Below are 17,950 nucleotides of genomic sequence, written 5' to 3'. Positions count from 1 at the left end.
TTGATATGCCTAAAAACTCCCACTGAACCAGTTCCGCATCCTGGTCCATACGCCCTTGAACCCCGGCCCCGCCACGAACTGCCGGTCTCCTCCGCCCTGATGCTGGCGAGCGAATAGCAACAACCCGGCACCGGTTGCATAGATTGGGTTGCGCACGACATCGGTCAGACCCGTGACATGCTGCGGCACCCCGACGCGCACCGGAACATGGAAGATCTCTTCCGCGAGCTCGGTCAGACCTTCGACGCGCGCACTGCCGCCCGTAATCACCAAGCCCGCCGCGATCAGGTCTTCAAACCCGCTGCGCCGCAACTCCCCCTGCACCAACAGCAGAAGTTCCTCGTAGCGTGGTTCCACGATTTCGGCCAGATTCAGGCGCGAGATCTTGCGCGCCGGACGGTCCCCAATACTCGGTACCTCGATCGTATCTTCGAGTTTGGCCAGCTGAGTCAGCGCGCAACCGTGGCGAAGCTTGATGTCCTCGGCAAACTGCGTGGGCGTGCGCAGGGCCACGGCGATGTCGTTGGTGACCTGGTCCCCGGCGATCGGAATGACGGCAGTGTGTCGGATGGCGCCATCCGTGAACACGGCGATGTCGGTGGTGCCGCCGCCGATGTCGACGAGACACACACCGAGATCCTTCTCGTCCTCGCTGAGCACCGCGGTACACGAGGCCAACTGATCGAGAATGATGTCCTCGACCTCCAGGCCGCAACGCCGTATGCATTTGACGATGTTCTGCGCGGCGCTGACCGCGCCGGTGACGATGTGCACGCGGGCTTCCAGGCGGATGCCGGACATGCCGATCGGCTCGCGGATGCCCTCCTGGCGGTCGATGACGAATTCCTGCGGCAGGATGTGCAGAATTTTCTGATCGGCCGGAATGGCCACCGCGCGCGCCGAATCGATCACGCGGTCCACGTCGGCCTGCGTGACTTCCTTGTCGCGGATGGCCACGATGCCATGCGAATTCATGCTCGTGATATGGCTTCCGGCGATGCCGGCATAGACCGAATTGATTCGGCAACCCGCCATCAACTCGGCCTCCTCGACCGCCCGCTGAATCGACAGCACGGTGGTTTCCAGGTTCACGACGACACCTTTCTTGATGCCCCGCGACGGATGCGTGCCGATGCCAACCACCTCGATATCGTGATCGCCGTTCAGTTCGCCGACGATACAGGCGACCTTGGACGTTCCGATATCGAGGCCGACGATCAAGTTTCTGTCTGCTTTTCTTACCATTGAAGCGCCGCAAGATGTGAGTTTGGACGTTGCATGAACGGCTGGAGAGAGGCTCCCGTGCCCCCAGCTGCACCGTTTTCGTCGGGCGCTGGCTCCGGTTCGGTTGCCAGACCCCAGACCACGGCAAAACCGTTGCGGTAGCGCAGGTCGACTCGCTTCACAAAGGCCCCGCGCCGGCGCTCCAGGCTTGGCAACCAACGCCGAAGGCGCTCGAAGCTGGCTACCGGGTCCTGGCGCCCGATGACGATTTCCTGGCCATCGGAAAGCGTTGCGGTCCAGCTTTGTCGGGCGGTCAATTGCAGCCTGCCGACGCGGACGTCGTCGCCCTGGATCATCGCATTCAGCTTGCTCAACACCGCGAACACTGCACGTTCCTGTCCTTCAGGTCCGGACAGAACGGGCAGCGCGTCGAATCCCCCAAGGCTCGCCGGGGTAAACCGGACGCCTCGGTCGTTCAGGAGACTTCCCTGGTTCCAGCGCGCGGCCGGTCGATGCTCGCTGACGTTCACGATCAGCGTATCCGGCCATTGACGGACCACTCGGAGGTCTTCCACCCAGGGGAACGAGCGGCCAACTGCCTCGATCGCCGACAGGTCGACGTCAAAAAAACCACCCTGCGCCAGGGGTGAGATCGCCGAGCTGAGCTCGCTCTCGTCGAGTTGGAGAATCTTGCCTTCGATTCGAACGTAGCGGATCGGATAGGCATGGCGCAAGCTCTGATTCCAATAGGTCCACGCGCCATAACCGATGACGCCAAGCAGCCCGAGACTGAGCAAGGGGGCCAGCCACCGTGCCGTCAGCGGCGAGCGCAGGCTCTGTTGCGGCGCTCTGCGCCGCGTCACTGCGGTTCTGGGTCTCATCAACAGCTGGTTTCCAGAATCCGCCAGACGAGTTCGTCGAACGGGATTCCTGCCGCCTTGGCGGCCATGGGCACCAAGCTGTGGTCAGTCATGCCCGGAACGGTATTGACTTCGATCAGCCAGGGCTGACCGTTGCCGTCGACCAACAGATCGACACGCCCCCAACCCTCGACGCCGACGGCACGACATGCCTTCAATGCCAGCTGCTGAAAACGACGCTCAGTCGCCTCGTCGAGCCCGCTGGGACAGTGGTAGCGGGTCGTGTTCGCCCGGTATTTCGCGTCGAAGTCATAGAACGCGTTAGGCGTCTCCAAACGAATCAGCGGCAGGGGCTCGTCCTTCAGGATCGCCGCCGTATATTCCCTGCCTTCCACCCACTGCTCGGCGAAGACGCGGCAATTAAAGGCCGATGCGGCCTGCCAGGCGGCCTGCAGCTCGTCGAGCGTCTCCGCACGACTCATGCCGATGCTGGAACCCTCGGCGGACGGCTTGACGATCACCGGGAAGCCGATGGTCTCGGCGCAGCGCTGCAAATCGGAGTCGTCGTCCAGAGCGCACCATGCCGGGGTCGGAATGGACGCTCCCATCCAGCACAACTTGGTCCGGAGCTTGTCCATGGCCAGGGCCGATGCGAGCACCCCGCTGCCGGTGTATGGCAGGCGTAAGGATTCCAAGGTGCCTTGCAGCACTCCGTCTTCCCCGCCCCGGCCGTGAATGATATTGAAGGCACGGTCAAAGCCCTGATCAAGGACGCTGGCAACGAGATTCCCGCGCACATCGACGGCGGTCGCCCGAATCCCTCGCTGTTGCAGCGCGGCCAACACCGCTTGTCCGCTCTTCAACGAAACCTCGCGCTCCGCGGCCGTACCGCCCATCAGCACGGCGACGTGCCCGAACTCTTCAGCCTGCCGCACCCGATACTTCACTTGCTACGCCCTCCCGTCGCCGCCAGCCTCTCCCCGACGATCCGCACTTCCGGATGCAGGGTCACGCCGCATAACCGGTTAACTTCAGATTGAACGTGCAAGATCAACCGCTCGATATCCTCTGCCGTGGCATGGCCCAAATTCACGAGAAAATTGGCGTGCTTGGTCGAGACCTGCGCACCGCCGAGCTGGAATCCCTTAAGTCCGCAGGCTTCGATTAGTCGACCGGCGTGATCTCCGGGCGGGTTGCGAAAGGTTGAGCCACAGCTGGGCAGGTTCGTCGGCTGGGTACCGGCACGCCGCGCGAGCAATTCCCGAATCTTGCTGCGCGATGCCGAGGCATTGCCCGGCTGCAGGCGCAACTCGGCGCCGATGAACCATTCATCCACCGGAAGCCCGACCACCGAGCGATAGCCCACCGTGAACTCCGCCGCCGCGCGCCACCGGCAGACGCCCATGCGATCCATGGTCTGCACGCGTTCGACGAGTTCCCAGGTCTCACCGCCGAAAGCACCGGCGTTCATGGCCAACGCGCCACCCACTGTCCCAGGGATGCCGGCGAGGAACTCACCGCCACCCCACGCGGCGTCGGCGCAGAAGCGCGCCACGTGCGCGCACGGGACGCCGCTCTGGACGAACACGCGCAGGCCGTCGCGACGTTCAATCGACTTCAAGCGATTTTTCGTACAAATCACGACACCCCGGACACCCCCATCTCGAACCAGGAGGTTGCTTCCGAGACCCAGCCAAAAGACAGACTCCGTCGGCGCGAGTGTCTGCAGGTAATGGCTGAGATCGGACGCATCTGCGGGGAGATACAGCCGGTCGGCTGGTCCGCCAACGCGCCACGACGTGAATTCGGCCAACGTTGCATTAAAAGTCTCGGTACCGGCCGGCCCAGCCAGCCCGACCGGCTGCTCCACGCGGAAACTAGCGGTCGCCATGCCACATCTCCGCAAGCGCTTTCGGCAGCGCAGCCGCGGCCGCACCGATATTTCCAGCGCCCAGCGTCAGGACGACGTCACCCGGTTCGATCAGGGGGGCCAGGACTTCCGCCAACTCATCCAACTCTTCGACGAAAATTGGGTCGATCCGCCCTCTGACACGGATGGCGCGGCTCAACGAGCGCCCGTCGGCACCCGCGATCGCCGCCTCGCCGGCGGCGTAGACGTCAAGCAGGACCAGAAGGTCAGGTTTCGAGAGCACCCGGACGAAGTCTTCGAAGAGATCGCGGGTACGGGTATAGCGATGCGGTTGGAATACCATCAGCAGCCGGCGATCCGGCCATGCTTCGCGCGCGGCGTCAAGGGTTGCCGCCACTTCGCGCGGATGGTGACCGTAGTCGTCGACGAATGTCACGCTCTGTTCGCCCCGCGGGACTTCGGCATTGATCTGAAAACGGCGGCCGATGCCGCGGAAATTGCGTAAGGCCCGCAGAATAAGGTCGTCCGGCACCTCCAGTTCGGTCGCGACCGCAATGGCGGCCAGCGAATTCTGAACATTGTGCCGCCCTGGCAGATTGAGCGTGACGTCGAGGCGTCCCGCCCGCCCCTCGCGGACGAGTTCGAAATGACTCGCCAGCCCGACCTGGCGGATATTCTCGGCACGCACGTCTGCCCCCTCAGAGATGCCATAGGATCTCACGGGCTTACTGATGCGGGGCAACGCTGCCTGAACGCCGGGATCGTCACGGCATAGTACCGCGAGGCCATAGAACGGCAGTTGATGTATGAATTCGATGAAAGTGTCCTGGAGCTTGCCGAGGTCCCCACCGTAGGTCTCCATGTGGTCCTGATCGATGTTCGTGACAACAGCGATCATCGGCTGTAGGTGCAGGAAGGACGCATCGCTTTCGTCAGCCTCTGCGACCAGATACTGTCCCGCCCCCAACTGGGCGTTGGTGCCTGCGCTATTCAGCTTCCCGCCAATAACGAATGTCGGATCCAACCCCGCCTCGGCCAAAATGCTGGCCGTGAGGCTGGTCGTCGTGGTCTTGCCATGCGTGCCCGCAACGGCGATCCCGTAGCGAAACCGCATTAGCTCGGCCAGCATCTCCGCCCGCGAAATCACCGGGATACGTTGCTCACGCGCAGCAACCACCTCGACGTTCGCCGACGCGACGGCACTGGATATTACCACGACCTGAGCGCCTTGGACATTCGCGACAGCGTGGCCTATCGCAATCTCTGCCCCCAAATGGCGCAGATGCAAGGTGGCAGGACCTTCCCTCAGATCAGACCCGGACACCTGGTATCCGAGGCCGAGCAGCACCTCGGCAATCCCGCTCATGCCCGCACCGCCAATACCGACAAAATGTATACGGCGAATCCGACGCATGGGCGAACCGCTCAGCGGGGCCTCGAAACTGGTCATCATCGTGCCTCCTCCAGAGCGATATCCGCGACCCGTTGCGCCGCCTCCGGCTTGGCGAGAGTGCTTGCCTGGCGGCCCATTGCCACCAATGTCTCGGGATCGGCGGCCAGTTCACGAATGAGCGCAGCAAGGCCTGCGGCGGTCAATTCGTTCTGAGGGACACAGCGACCGGCGCCTCCCTGCTCGAAAAACCGAGCATTGGCGGTCTGATGATCATCGATCGCGTGCGGATAGGGCACCAGGATCGCCGGCAAGGCGACGACCGCCAGCTCGCTGACGGTCATGGCACCGGACCGGCAAACCGCCAGATCGGCCCAGCGATAGGCACTGGCCATGTCGTCAATGAACGCGACGACTTCCGAAGCCACCCCCAGACGACGGTACAACGCAGCGGTCTGATCCCGCATCGCCGCACCGGTCTGATGCCGGATCTCGCAAGGGAGATTTAGCTGGGCCAAGGCCTCCGGGACGATCTCATTCAAGGCTTGTGCGCCGAGGCTTCCGCCGAAAACGAAGATGCGGAGCGGAGCATCAGGCAGTCGGGATGCGCGTTGCGCGGCAATCTCGATCAGGGCTCGGCGCACCGGGTTCCCGGTGCACTCCGCTTGCCGCTCCTTCGGAAAACTGCCGGGAAAGGCTTCCAACACCTTGCGGGCGCTTTTCGCAAGCCAGCGGTTGGTAGTCCCGGGGATGCAGTTCTGTTCATGTATCACGAGCGGGACGCCCAACAAACGGCTCATCAGCCCGCCCGGGCCCGAGACGAACCCGCCGAATCCCAGCACCACTTGCGGCCGATGGCGCCGAAGGATGCCGATGGCCTGCAGACAGGACTTGAGCAACAGAAACGGGCCGGTGACGCGTTCGCGCCAATTCTTACCGCGAAGACCTGCGACACTCAGTGTCTCCAATGCGAACCCCGCGGACGGCACCACACGCGACTCCAGGCCTCGTTGCGTCCCCATCCAGACCAGCTCGCACCCCCGGGTGCGCAATTCCTCCGCGACGGCGAGCGCCGGGTAGACATGTCCGCCGGTACCACCGGCCATGATGACTATGCGCGTGCCCATGTCGTCCGGATCCGGGGTCCGCCGAGTCGCCGCTCAACGGCTTCTGAGCGCACACGCAGCAATAGCGCCAGCGCCGCGCAGGTCACGATCATACTGCCGCCGCCGTAGCTCATAAGGGGCAAGGTCAGGCCCTTGGTCGGCAGCATCCCCATGTTGACGCCCATGTTGATGAAAGCCTGCAGGCCGAACCAGATCCCGATGCCGTACGCAAGATACGCACCGAAGCGCAAACCCTGCTGCTCGGCCAGCCGACCAATGGCGAACGCCCGCCACACGACGACGGCAAACAGCAGGATCACGGCGCAGGCACCCAGGAGACCCAGTTCCTCGCCGATTACGGAAAACAGGAAATCCGTGTGGGCCTCCGGCAAATAGAAGAGCTTCTGAACGCTAGATCCCAGTCCCACACCCGTCCATTCGCCACGTCCGAAGGCGATTAGCGCCTGAGTCAACTGGAATCCGGTGTTCAGCGGATCCGCCCACGGGTCCAGAAAGCTCAACACGCGCTTCAGGCGATATTCTGCCGTAACGACGAGGGCGACCGCTGAAACCGCCATCAGGCCGGCCAAAACCCCGAAAGGCCAAAGACGCGCGCCCCCGACGAACAGCATGCCCAGCGCCGTTGCCATGATCACCGCGGAGGCTCCGAAATCGGGCTCCATCAACAGCAACCCGCAGGCGATCGCCAACAAACCGAGGGGGTACACCATCCCGAGCACGGACGAGCGGACGACGTCCAGATGTCGCGTCAGATAACTGGCAACATAGATGACCGCGATGAGTTTGAAGATCTCGGAAACCTGGATCCGGACGCCGAACAGGTTAAGCCAGCGGATAGCCCCATTGACGCGGGTGCCCAACCCTGGGATCAGCACGATCAGCAATAACAGGATGCCGAAACCAAACAAAACGAATGAGGACTTCTGCCAAGTATCCAGTTTAACCGTGGCGACCGTCACTGCCAGGAGAAAGCCGGCAAGGATATGGGCCAACTGATGCTTGGGAAAAAAGAAGCTGTCGTCCGCGAACTTATCGCCCAGATGAAGCGAAGCCGACGACACCATGATGAACCCAAGAATCAGCAAACCACTCGCCGCGAGCAGGAGTAGGGTATCGACGTAAAAACGATTCTGTCCCCAGGCCAGGACCACCCCCTGGCTGCGTTGTGCTACAACCGCATGCTTCATGCCGGCAAACTCCGAACGGCTTCCACGAATACCTGACCCCGGTGCTGATAATCGCGATACTGATCAAGGCTGGCACAGGCCGGGGCGAGCAAGACGGTATCCCCGTCCTGAGCCAGAGCCGCGGCGGCGGCGACCGCCTCGTGCATGTTGTTCACTCGGGAGACCGGCACCACGTGACCCAGGGCGGATTGCAGCAGCGCCGCATCCTTGCCCATCAACACCGCGGCCCGAAGGTGTCGGGCCGCAGCATCCCGCAGTATGCTGAAATCCGCGCCCTTGCCGTCCCCGCCCGCAATCAGCACGGCCTTTCCGGTCAGACCCGAAAGCGCCGCCAGGCAGGCTCCGACGTTGGTCGCCTTCGAGTCGTTCACGTAAGTCACCCCATGCCGCTCGGCAACCCACTGCATCCGGTGTTCCAATCCCGGGAAAACTCTCAGCGCATCGGCCATCGCCTGCTCCGAAAGGCCGGCAGCCGTCCCCAGGGCTAGCGCCGCGAGCGCATTGCTCAGATTGTGCTGCCCGCGAATCCGAACCTCGCCCGCCGGCATCAGGAACTGCTCACCCCGGGTCAGCCACACCTCTCCCTCGCGCTCCTGGAGACGGAAATCAGCAGCGCCGTTCAAGCCGAACCAGACGACCCGACGCCCCGGCTGCGCCATCGCGGCTACGATGGGATCATCCTGGGTCAGCACCATGACACCATTTCCATTGAAGATCCGCGCTTTGGCCGCCGCGTAGCCCTCCAGATCCGCGTAGCGATCCATATGGTCGGGAGTGACGTTCAACACGGTTGCGGCGAGCGGCTCCAGCAGCGACGAGCGTTCCAGCTGAAAGCTCGACAACTCCAACACATAGAGTTCGGCTTCGTCGTCCAGCAGATCGAGCATGGGCTCGCCCAGGTTCCCGCCGACCCGGACTCGGCGTTCGTCGCGCTCTGCCATCAGCCCGAGCAGCGCCGTCACGGTGCTCTTGCCGTTTGAGCCGGTAATGCCGACCACCGGCGCGTTCGCGCAGCAGGCAAACAAATCCACATCACCCAGCACTCGCGCCCCCCTGGCAGCCGCCGCCGCGATGGGAGGAATATCCAACGCCACGCCGGGGTTCACGATCAGATGCGTCGCGGCGGCGAAGGCCGCTGGGGCGAAATCACCAAGGAAAACCCCGACATCGGGGAATGCTTCCCGCAACGCATTCAGGCCCGGGGGGTCGGAACGGCTGTCGACCACGGCGAAGCGGATACCTTTCCCGGCCAGGAAACGGGCGACCGACAAACCGGTCTTGCCGAGACCGACGATCAGCGCCCGCGAATCGGGGCTTAGCCCGGCGGCAGCCAGACGGGAATCGGTCAGGTTACGGGTCAAGGCGAACTCCCTTTGCTCAGCGCAGCTTCAAGGTCGCCAGACCGGCGAGCACCAGAATGACGGTGACGATCCAGAAACGAACGATCACGCGCGGCTCCGGCCAGCCCTTGAGCTCGAAATGATGATGCAGCGGCGCCATGCGGAAGATGCGCTTTCCGGTCATCTTGAAGGAGGCGACCTGCAATACGACCGAGACCGTTTCCATTACGAAGACGCCGCCCATGATCATCAGCACAACTTCCTGGCGTACCAGGACAGCCAGGGCACCGAGTGCCGCGCCGAGAGCCAGCGCGCCCACGTCGCCCATGAAAACCTGAGCAGGATAGGCATTGAACCACAGAAACCCGAGACCCGCGCCGACCAGTGAGCCGCAGAATACAACCAGATCGCCCGCCTTCGGTACGAAAGGGATACCCAGATATTCGGCAAAGCTCGCGTGCCCCGACGCGTAGGCGAAGATGCCGAGGGCCCCTCCGACCATCACGGTTGGCATGATCGCAAGACCGTCGAGACCGTCGGTCAGGTTCACGGCATTGCTAGTGCCTACGATGACGAGATAGGTCAGCAAGACGTACCCGGGACCGAGATCGATCACAACGCTTTTGAAGAACGGCACGATATATTGCGTCTCGGCTGGCGTCGACGCCGAGAAGTAAAGAAACAAGGCGGCCGCGAGGCCGAACACCGACTGCCAGAAGTACTTCTCGCGAGCCAGCAACCCTTTGCTGTTTCGCAGTACCAGCTTACGGTAGTCATCGACGAAACCGACGATGCCAAAGGCAAGCGTGACCGAGAGCACGGTCCAGATGTAACGATTGGTCAGGTCTCCCCAGAGCAGGGTGCTGGCGGCGATCGAAACCAGGATCAATGCACCGCCCATGGTCGGCGTGCCGGCCTTCGAGAAATGGCTCTGCGGCCCGTCCTCACGAATGCTTTGCCCGATCTTGTAACGGCTCAGCCGCCGAATCATCGCCGGCCCGACCAGAAACGAGATCAACAAAGCTGTGAGTACCCCGAGGATCCCGCGGAAGGTCAGGTAGTTGAAAACACGGAAAATGTCAAAATAGCTTTCCAGCCAGCGCGTCAGGGTCAGAAGCATGGCGAGCTCCAGCGGCAAATACCCGCGGCGAAACGACTCGGTGACCCAATGCACCGAGGCGGGTGAGAAGCCGGATGTCGCGGCAAGTCAGGTTGTATTTCGTATTTGTAAAGCATGAAACCTCGATTGGTACCGACGGTCGCAATCCGTAGTTGTGCGCCCGCATTCAAGTGGGTTGGCCGTCGCCGCACCGGCCCGCATCCTACGCCATTCACTGCATTAACTCGCGCGCCACCACGCGGTCATCGAATGGTGTTTTCGTGCCATTGACGTCCTGCACGACCTCATGGCCTTTTCCGGCGATCAAAACCACGTCGCCTGCGGCGGCCGCCGCTATTGCAATCTGCATGGCCTGGCGCCGGTCACGCTGAACCCGGACGTCGCTTCCGGCGCACCCTGCCAGGATGTCGGCGACAATCGCGTCACCGTCCTCGCGGCGAGGATTATCGTCGGTGATCACGACATGGTCTGCGAGTTCTCCGGCGATACGCCCCATTAACGGTCGCTTTCCCCGATCGCGTTCACCACCGCACCCGAAGACGACCCAGAGATCGCGGGCGCAGCCGCGACGGAGGCTCAGTAGAACGCGTTCGAGCGCATCGGGCGTGTGGGCGTAGTCGACCACGATGTTGGCACCGGCGGCGCTGCGAAAATGCTCCATGCGACCGGGAACCGGTCGAACGTTCCCGATACGCTCCACGGAGTCGGCAAGCCCGAAGCCCAAGCCGAGCATTACCGCAAGCACACCAAGAATGTTCTCGGCGTTATAGTGTCCGAACAGAGGCACGACGAAATCGGCATCGCAACCGGCATATTCGACGGACAGGCGCAGGCCCTCGTCGTGCTGTTCGATTCGCCGCGCCACCACGCCGGCGGCCTCAGCCATCTTGCTCCCCGCCACACTGAAGGGGATTCCGACCACCCCCGAGGGCAGGCGCTCGCCAACCTGGCGGGTTACGGGGTCATCCGCGTTGAAGGCGATGGTCTCCAGACCGGCAAAATCCAGCAATCGCATTTTTGCGGCCACATAGGCCTCATGCGTGCCGTGGTAATCGAGATGATCCCGCGTGATGTTGGTAAACAGAGCCGCCTTCGCCAAGACCCCGTTGAGCCGACCCTGCACCAACCCGTGCGACGAGGCCTCGAGCGCCACGCACCGCACACCCCGTGCCCTGATCTCCGCAAGAATCGAGTGGATGCCGATAGCGTCCGGGGTTGTCTGGTCGGTGGGCAGCAGATGACCGGGTACCCCCCAACCCAGCGTACCGATCACGGCGGCTCGATCACCGTTGGTCAGCGCGTTGGCCAAAAAATGGGTGCATGAGGTCTTTCCATTCGTCCCTGTCACGGCAATAACGTCCAGGTGCGATGAGGGCTGTCCAAAAAAACGGTCGGCTATGAAGCCGACCTTTTGGAGGAGTCCTTCGGCGGGAACGCAGTGCAGATCTCGCAGCGCCCCGGCGTAAGCCTCACCGCCGCCCGCCGGATCATACAGGATGGCGCGAGCGCCTCGCCGAACCGCTTCCGCGCTGAACTGCATCCCATGTTGCTGATGGCCCGCCACGGCGACGAAAAGGTCCCCCGGACGAACGGCGCGGCTATCAAGACACAGCCCACTCACTTCCACCGCACCGCCTACGCTCACCGGAACGAGACCGCCGAGCAATTCACTCAACGGGATCGACCGCTCGCCCGTTCCGAGAGCCATGGAATCAGTCTCCCTGCGCCGTCAGCAACGGAAAGCTGGTAGGCTCATCCGGAACGACGTTCAACAGCCGCAAGGCTCCTTCCATGACGCTCGAAAAGACCGGTGCCGCCACGGTGCCGCCGTAATACTCACCGGCCGAGGGCTCGTCGATCATGACCACCATGACCAGGCGGGGGTCACTGGCCGGTGCCAGCCCGGCAAAAACCGCAGAATGCGCAGCCGACGCATACCCGCGTCGTCCCATTGCCTTCTTGACCGTGCCGGTCTTGCCTGCGACGCGGAATCCAGGAACGGCGGCGCGAAGCGCGGTACCCTCCCGTGTGACGACCTGCTCCAGCATGGTGCGAACCGATGCCGCCGTCTTGGCCGACATCACCTGATAGGTTTTTGAGGCCTCGCGCTGAGCGACGAGGTTCACCGAGGGAACGCGCCCCTCGTTGGCGAATGCGAGATATGCACGCCCCAAGTGGAGCACCGAGGTGGAAAGCCCGTAGCCGAAGGACAGCGTGGCCTGTTCGAAATGGTTCCAGCCCCGGTGATGTGGCAACCGGCCCTGCGCCTCGCCTGGGAACCCCGTGTGAAGGGGCTGGCCGAAACCGAGATTATTGTAGAAGGCGTAAAACTTCGCGGAAGGAATCGCGAGTGCGATGCGACTCACGCCAACATTGCTGGACTTTTGCAGGATGCGGGTCACGTTCATGACACCATAGTTGTGCATATCCTTGACAACATTGGTGCCGACCCGCAGGGAGCCCGGATTGGTGTTGATCACCGACTCGGGCCTAAACAGACCCAGCTCGAGACCACAAGCGACGGCGAATGGCTTCATGGTGGAGCCGGGCTCGAACAGATCCGTTATCGCACGATTACGGAACAGATTGCCTTTCAAACCCTGCCGGCTGTTGGGATTGAAAGAGGGCTGATTGACCATCGCGAGAATGTCGCCATTGCGCGCGTCCAGCAGCACCAGGCTCCCCGACTTCGCGCGATTCTTTTGCACGGCCGCCTTGAGCTCCCGGTAAGCAAGGTACTGGAGCCGCTGATCGATCGTCAGCCGGACATCCTTGCCTGCTACCGGTTCAGTGACCTCGTCGAGGTCCTCGATAATACGTCGACGGCCGTCGCGAATGATTTTCCGACCGCCTTCAACACCTCTCAGCGAGCGGTCATAAGCCAGCTCAATTCCCTCCTGGCCGCGGTCATCGATGTCGTTGAAACCGACGACATGAGCGGCTACTTCTCCGCTCGGATAATAGCGTTGATACTCCCGGTCGGCATATACGCCAGGAACCCCGAGAGCCAGAACGCGATCCGCCAGCTCCGGGCTCGTGCGCCGCCGCAGAAAGGCAAAAGTACCCTCGTCCTGCCCCGTGACATGCGCCCGCACTCCCGTCACAGGCAGGCGCAGAATGCCGGCAATCAGCCGCAACTGCTCTTCGGTCGGATTGAATTCCCGAGGATTGACCCATACCGATTTGACGGGCGAACTGATAGCCAGCAATTCGCCATTGCGGTCCAGAATGCGCCCGCGATGCGCGGGAATCGGCATGACGCCCACATGGCGTCGATCACCCTCGTTCTGCAGAAATTGACGGTTCAGCACCTGGAGGTAAGAAGCACGCACCATGAGCACGAGCAAACCTGCCAGTATCAGGAACAGCAGAACCTGCCACCGCACCGCGTATTCATCATCGTCGAGGCGCTTCGAGGAAGTAGGGTAAATCATCATGATCGTAACCCGCGCTATTGTCCGACGTGAAGGTAAATGATCGATTCCCGGGACGGCAGTATCATGCCGAGCCGTGTATGGGCCAGCTTCTCGATACGGCTGTGCTCGGCCCAAGTATTCTGTTCAAGCTGCAACTGACCCAATTCGACATCGTAGGCCTCGAGCGACTGTTCCAGCCGCTGAACCTCGGTAAACAACATCCGCGATCGGTACTTCGCATAGATGACCCCCAACGCTGAGGCCACCAGCACGGCAATCAATATGGCGACCACTTTCACGACGGCAGTCTCTCGGCAATGCGCAATACCGCGCTGCGCGCGCGCGGGTTGGCGGCGATTTCGCCGGTCCCGGCCCGAATCGCGCGCCCCACGCGCCGCAGCCGCGGCGCCTGCCAACCCGTCATTGCGGGCCAACCCAACGCGGCGTCATCGGCGTGCCCGCCTCGGCTCTCGTCACGCAGAAAACGTTTGACGATACGGTCCTCCAATGAGTGGAACGCGATGACGACCAAACGCCCGCCGGTCGCGAGCACGTCCACCGCCTGTTCGAGTACCGCCTGAATGTCGTTCAGTTCCTGGTTGGTATGGATACGAATCGCCTGGAAAGTACGCGTTGCGGGATGTTGACCTTTCTCCCGTCGCGGCATCGCGGCCGCGACCAGGGAGGCAAGCTGCGCCGTGCTCACCAGAGCACCTCGCGCACGGCGTTCCACAATGGCGCGCGCAATCCGGCGAGCATAGCGTTCCTCTCCATATTCCTTTATCACCCGGCAAAGTTCCGCTTCACTGACCACGGCCAACCACTCTGCAGCCGTCATCCCCTGGCTCTGGTCCATACGCATGTCGAGGGGCCCGTCCCGCATAAAGCTGAAGCCCCGGCCGCCGTCGTCCAGTTGGGGCGACGAGACGCCCAAATCCAATAAGATGCCCGATACCCGCCCCGCCCAACCGGCCTCAGAGGCAAGCTCGCGGAGTTCGCCGAACCGCGCATGCGCGATACGGAACCGGCGATCTTGAGCCAAGACCAAGGCGCTGGCCGAACCCACAGCTTCGGCATCGCGGTCCAGCGCCAGTAGCCGGCCGGATTCACCGAGGCGCTCAAGAACGGCCGCGCTGTGCCCGCCGCGCCCGAAGGTGCCGTCGATGTACAGGCCGTCGGACTGGATCGCCAGACCTTCAATGCACTCTTCCAGCAAGACCGGGGCGTGGCGGAACTCCTGTCCGGCTGCCATCAAAAGGTGAGGGATCCAAGCTCGGGAGACAGCTCCCGCAAGTCATCGAGACCGACCACCCCATGCCATTGTTCGCGGTTCTGATGCCAAGACTCTTCGTCCCAGATCTCGAACACGTTGCCCTGTCCAACCAGCGCAACCCGCTTCGATATACCGGCAAAACTTCGGAGCAGTTCAGGCACCAGAAACCGACCTTGCCCATCGAGTTCGCATTCGGCCGCATGCCCGATCAGCAGCCGTTTCACGCGCTGTACGCGGGGATCCATCATCGGCAGCTTCATCAGCTTGCGCTCGACGTCCTCAAAGGTCGGCAAAGGCAGCAACAGCAGGCATCGATCGAAGCCAATCGTCAGGATCATCTGTCCGTCACACGACTCCGCCAATTCGGCACGGTAGCGGGTCGGAATCGCCATCCGACCCTTCTCGTCCAAATTGATGGCGTTGATGCCCCGAAACAAATCCCCCCCCTACACCACTGTTCCCCATTTCTCCCCACTTTTCCCCACGCGCACGACTATAGAAACCTGCCTGATGCAAGTCAAGGAGAAGTTTCGACAAGGTTCTATGATGGGGACTGTGATCAGACACGCAGGCGGATTCCATCCGGCGACCGAAGTAGGCGACGCAAAAATAACATCTTTTATTTCAAATCTTTAAGCAGGCGATCGAACGCCACCCTCCTGGCCGCAGCGCAATGCGGCTGATTCATCCGAGGTCTCGAGTGGGTTAATCGCGGGCGATTCGCCGGGCGCGGGTGGTGCCTGCCCAGATACCCCAATGGAAAAGTTCGTTTCGGCCGCGTCGGACATAGCCCACAACTGGTTGCTTTCCAGGAGGTCCTCCGAATACCGGCGACTTCTTTAAGCGTCACTATAAAATGTGGTCGTAGATATCGTCAAGCACAAGATACTGTATAGATTACGATTGATGCACATAGTTGGATGGTGTCGGGACGGTGCCGCCATCAGGGACTAACCTGGTGCGGATACGGGATTTCGGGTTTTTCCCGATGAGTTGGGTCGGTCGAGTCTCGAGAATGCGCCGAGAGCTCAGACGCAGTGGGATGTGAAGCACGGAGTGCAGCCCGACGCAGCGCGCGGACTAGGCATGGGGCTTATTCGGGGATCGTGCCGCCCGCTTCGGCACGACTGAGAAGAGCGATGAACGCAGGTTCCAGCAAGATCGGAATCCCGAGGGACTCTGCTTTGGAGTGCTTGGAGCCCGGGTCTGCGCCGACAACCAGATAGCTGGTCGCCGAAGAAACCGAACCGACGACCTGTCCCCCGAGCGTCTCAATGCGCCGTTTGGCCTCGGCGCGAGGCATCGACTCCAGCGTTCCAGTCAGCACGAAACGCTGTCCGGAGAGGGGGCCCGCACCCGCAACGGCCGTTTCATCGGGCCAATGCACGCCAGCCGCCCGCAGATGCGCAATGACGTCCCGGTTGCTCGACTGGGCAAAAAAGGTCTCTATGTGAGCCGCCACCGTCGGGCCGATGTCACGCGTTGCCATGAGGCGCACCCGGTCCGCCGCCATGATCGCCTCGAGCGTGCCGAACTCCCGCGCGAGTATTTGTGCGGTGACCTCGCCGACCTCGCGGATACCCAGTGCGTACAGGAAGCGCGCCAAGGTACTAGCCTTGCTGGTCTCGAGCGCTGCGATGAGGTTCTGCGCCGACTTGCGCCCCATGCGGTCCAGTGACTCGAGATCCTCAGCGGTGAGGTGGTAAAGATCCGCGACGGTGCCCACGAGCTTCCGATCCAGTAACTGGTCAATCAGCCTGTCACCGAGCCCGTCGATATCCATGGCGCGGCGCGACGCGAAGTGCTTGATGGCCTCCTTGTGCTGCGCAGGACAGTACAGCCCTCCACTGCAGCGGGACACTGCCTCCCCGGGGATGGTTTCGACGACTGACCCACACGCCGGGCAAGAACCCGGCATCACAAACTCGGGCGCCTCCGGCGCGCGCTGTTCCGGCAGCACCCTGACGACCTCAGGGATCACATCGCCGGCCCTTCGAACGACTACCATATCCCCCACACGAATGTCCTTGCGACGCACCTCGTCGAGGTTATGCAGGGTCGCATTAGTGACCGTCACGCCCCCAACGAACACCGGCGACAAGCGCGCGACGGGAGTCAACGCGCCGGTGCGCCCGACTTGAACCTCAATCGCCTCGACCCGAGTCGTGGCTTCCTCCGCCGGGAACTTGTGGGCGATGGCCCAGCGGGGGGCGCGGGCAACATAACCAAGCAGGGTCTGATAGCGGTATCGGCTGACCTTGTAGACAACCCCGTCTATCTCATACGGCAGCGTGGGTCGCTTTGCGGACAGTTGCGCGAAGTAAGCGAGGCAGCCCGCAAGACCCGACACTTTCTCGACTTCCGGACAGACCGGTAGTCCCCAGGCCTGCAGCGCAGTGAGCAATTCGTCGTGCTCCGCCGGCAATGCGTCGCCGGGAAAGAGGCCGAGCCCATAGGCGAAAAAGGCCAGCGGCCTGGCTGCGGTAATCCGGGAATCGAGCTGCCTCAGGCTCCCGGCCGCCGCGTTGCGCGGATTCACGAAGGTCTTTTCGCCTGCCGCACGCGCCCGTTCGTTCAACTGGCGGAAGCCTTCCCTGGGCATGAAGACTTCGCCGCGAACTTCAAACCGGCCGGGGAAGGCGGAGCCGCGCAGGCGGGCCGGAATCTCCCGTATCGTCAGCACATTCGCAGTGATATCTTCGCCGGTCCGTCCATCGCCCCGGGTCGCAGCCCGCACCAACCTGCCCCCTTCGTAGAGGAGACTCACGGCCAGACCGTCGAGCTTTGGCTCGGCGACGTAGCCCACCTCGGTGGATTCCAGTTCCAGACGTTCCCTGACGCGGCGATCGAAAGCGGTCACTTCGTCCGCGGTGAAGGCGTTATCCAGTGACAGCATGGGCACCTCATGCTGCACTGGCGCGAAGGTTCGCAGCGGCGCTGCACCGACGCGTCGCGACGGCGAATCAGCCGTTACCAGATCGGGAAATTCGGCTTCGAGGTCGCGCAACTGACGCACGAGTTGATCGTACTCGGCATCGGTGATCTGCGGGGCATCGAGCTGATGATATTGCCGGTCGTGAAAACGGATCTGCTCGCGCAGATCCGTGGCGCGCCGGCGCGCCGAGTCGGGTGCTGGCACCGGG

Annotated in this window: 15 protein-coding genes; all 15 read right to left on the bottom strand. The window is 62.5% G+C overall.

Going from position 1 to position 17,950, the window contains the following annotated elements:
• Positions 1-9: 9 nt before the first annotated feature.
• Complete coding sequence (gene ftsA, locus BWR02_RS10140) at positions 10-1,245, bottom strand: cell division protein FtsA (protein ID WP_139557614.1); 1,236 nt, start codon at positions 1,243-1,245, stop codon at positions 10-12.
• On the bottom strand, positions 1,239-2,105 hold the full coding sequence (locus BWR02_RS10135; protein ID WP_139557613.1) for a cell division protein FtsQ/DivIB: 867 nt from the start codon (positions 2,103-2,105) through the stop codon (positions 1,239-1,241). The genes ftsA and BWR02_RS10135 overlap by 7 nt, the downstream gene beginning before the upstream one ends.
• On the bottom strand, positions 2,105-3,031 hold the full coding sequence (locus BWR02_RS10130; protein ID WP_139557612.1) for a D-alanine--D-alanine ligase: 927 nt from the start codon (positions 3,029-3,031) through the stop codon (positions 2,105-2,107). The genes BWR02_RS10135 and BWR02_RS10130 overlap by 1 nt, the downstream gene beginning before the upstream one ends.
• A complete protein-coding gene (murB, locus tag BWR02_RS10125) occupies positions 3,028-3,975 on the bottom strand; it encodes a UDP-N-acetylmuramate dehydrogenase (RefSeq protein WP_139557611.1) in 948 nt (315 codons plus the stop codon). The genes BWR02_RS10130 and murB overlap by 4 nt, the downstream gene beginning before the upstream one ends.
• The gene (gene murC, locus BWR02_RS10120; protein ID WP_139557657.1) at positions 3,962-5,404 is read right to left on the bottom strand and encodes a UDP-N-acetylmuramate--L-alanine ligase; all 1,443 of its coding nucleotides are present in this window, start codon (positions 5,402-5,404) and stop codon (positions 3,962-3,964) included. Before murC ends, murB begins: the two co-directional genes overlap by 14 nt.
• A complete protein-coding gene (gene murG, locus BWR02_RS10115; protein ID WP_139557610.1) occupies positions 5,404-6,471 on the bottom strand; it encodes an undecaprenyldiphospho-muramoylpentapeptide beta-N-acetylglucosaminyltransferase in 1,068 nt (355 codons plus the stop codon). The genes murC and murG overlap by 1 nt, the downstream gene beginning before the upstream one ends.
• On the bottom strand, positions 6,456-7,658 hold the full coding sequence (gene ftsW / locus BWR02_RS10110; RefSeq protein ID WP_139557609.1) for a putative lipid II flippase FtsW: 1,203 nt from the start codon (positions 7,656-7,658) through the stop codon (positions 6,456-6,458). The genes murG and ftsW overlap by 16 nt, the downstream gene beginning before the upstream one ends.
• Positions 7,655-9,019 (bottom strand): UDP-N-acetylmuramoyl-L-alanine--D-glutamate ligase, encoded by a 1,365-nt coding sequence (gene murD, locus BWR02_RS10105; protein ID WP_139557608.1) that lies wholly within the window; start codon positions 9,017-9,019, stop codon positions 7,655-7,657. Before murD ends, ftsW begins: the two co-directional genes overlap by 4 nt.
• Before the next feature lie 16 nt (positions 9,020-9,035).
• Complete coding sequence (mraY, locus tag BWR02_RS10100; RefSeq protein ID WP_139557607.1) at positions 9,036-10,118, bottom strand: phospho-N-acetylmuramoyl-pentapeptide-transferase; 1,083 nt, start codon at positions 10,116-10,118, stop codon at positions 9,036-9,038.
• A 211-nt stretch (positions 10,119-10,329) separates the two neighbouring features.
• Positions 10,330-11,826 (bottom strand): UDP-N-acetylmuramoyl-L-alanyl-D-glutamate--2,6-diaminopimelate ligase, encoded by a 1,497-nt coding sequence (locus tag BWR02_RS10095; protein WP_139557606.1) that lies wholly within the window; start codon positions 11,824-11,826, stop codon positions 10,330-10,332.
• 4 nt (positions 11,827-11,830) lie between these two features.
• On the bottom strand, positions 11,831-13,555 hold the full coding sequence (locus BWR02_RS10090; RefSeq protein ID WP_328591515.1) for a peptidoglycan D,D-transpeptidase FtsI family protein: 1,725 nt from the start codon (positions 13,553-13,555) through the stop codon (positions 11,831-11,833).
• A gap of 14 nt (positions 13,556-13,569) precedes the next feature.
• Positions 13,570-13,833: a cell division protein FtsL gene (gene ftsL, locus BWR02_RS10085; protein WP_129882351.1), complete on the bottom strand. Its 264-nt coding sequence runs from the start codon at positions 13,831-13,833 to the stop codon at positions 13,570-13,572.
• Positions 13,830-14,786 carry a 16S rRNA (cytosine(1402)-N(4))-methyltransferase RsmH gene (gene rsmH, locus BWR02_RS10080; RefSeq protein WP_139557605.1) on the bottom strand — a complete coding sequence of 319 codons (957 nt, stop codon included), beginning with the start codon at positions 14,784-14,786 and terminating at the stop codon, positions 13,830-13,832. Before rsmH ends, ftsL begins: the two co-directional genes overlap by 4 nt.
• The gene (gene mraZ, locus BWR02_RS10075) at positions 14,786-15,244 is read right to left on the bottom strand and encodes a division/cell wall cluster transcriptional repressor MraZ (RefSeq protein WP_139557604.1); all 459 of its coding nucleotides are present in this window, start codon (positions 15,242-15,244) and stop codon (positions 14,786-14,788) included. The genes rsmH and mraZ overlap by 1 nt, the downstream gene beginning before the upstream one ends.
• A 656-nt stretch (positions 15,245-15,900) precedes the next feature.
• Positions 15,901-17,946 carry an NAD-dependent DNA ligase LigA gene (gene ligA, locus BWR02_RS10070; protein ID WP_139557603.1) on the bottom strand — a complete coding sequence of 682 codons (2,046 nt, stop codon included), beginning with the start codon at positions 17,944-17,946 and terminating at the stop codon, positions 15,901-15,903.
• Positions 17,947-17,950: the final 4 nt, after the last annotated feature.

This window comes from Methylotetracoccus oryzae (assembly GCF_006175985.1).
GTDB lineage: Bacteria > Pseudomonadota > Gammaproteobacteria > Methylococcales > Methylococcaceae > Methylotetracoccus > Methylotetracoccus oryzae.
This window is presented reverse-complemented; position numbering and strand designations above follow the sequence as displayed.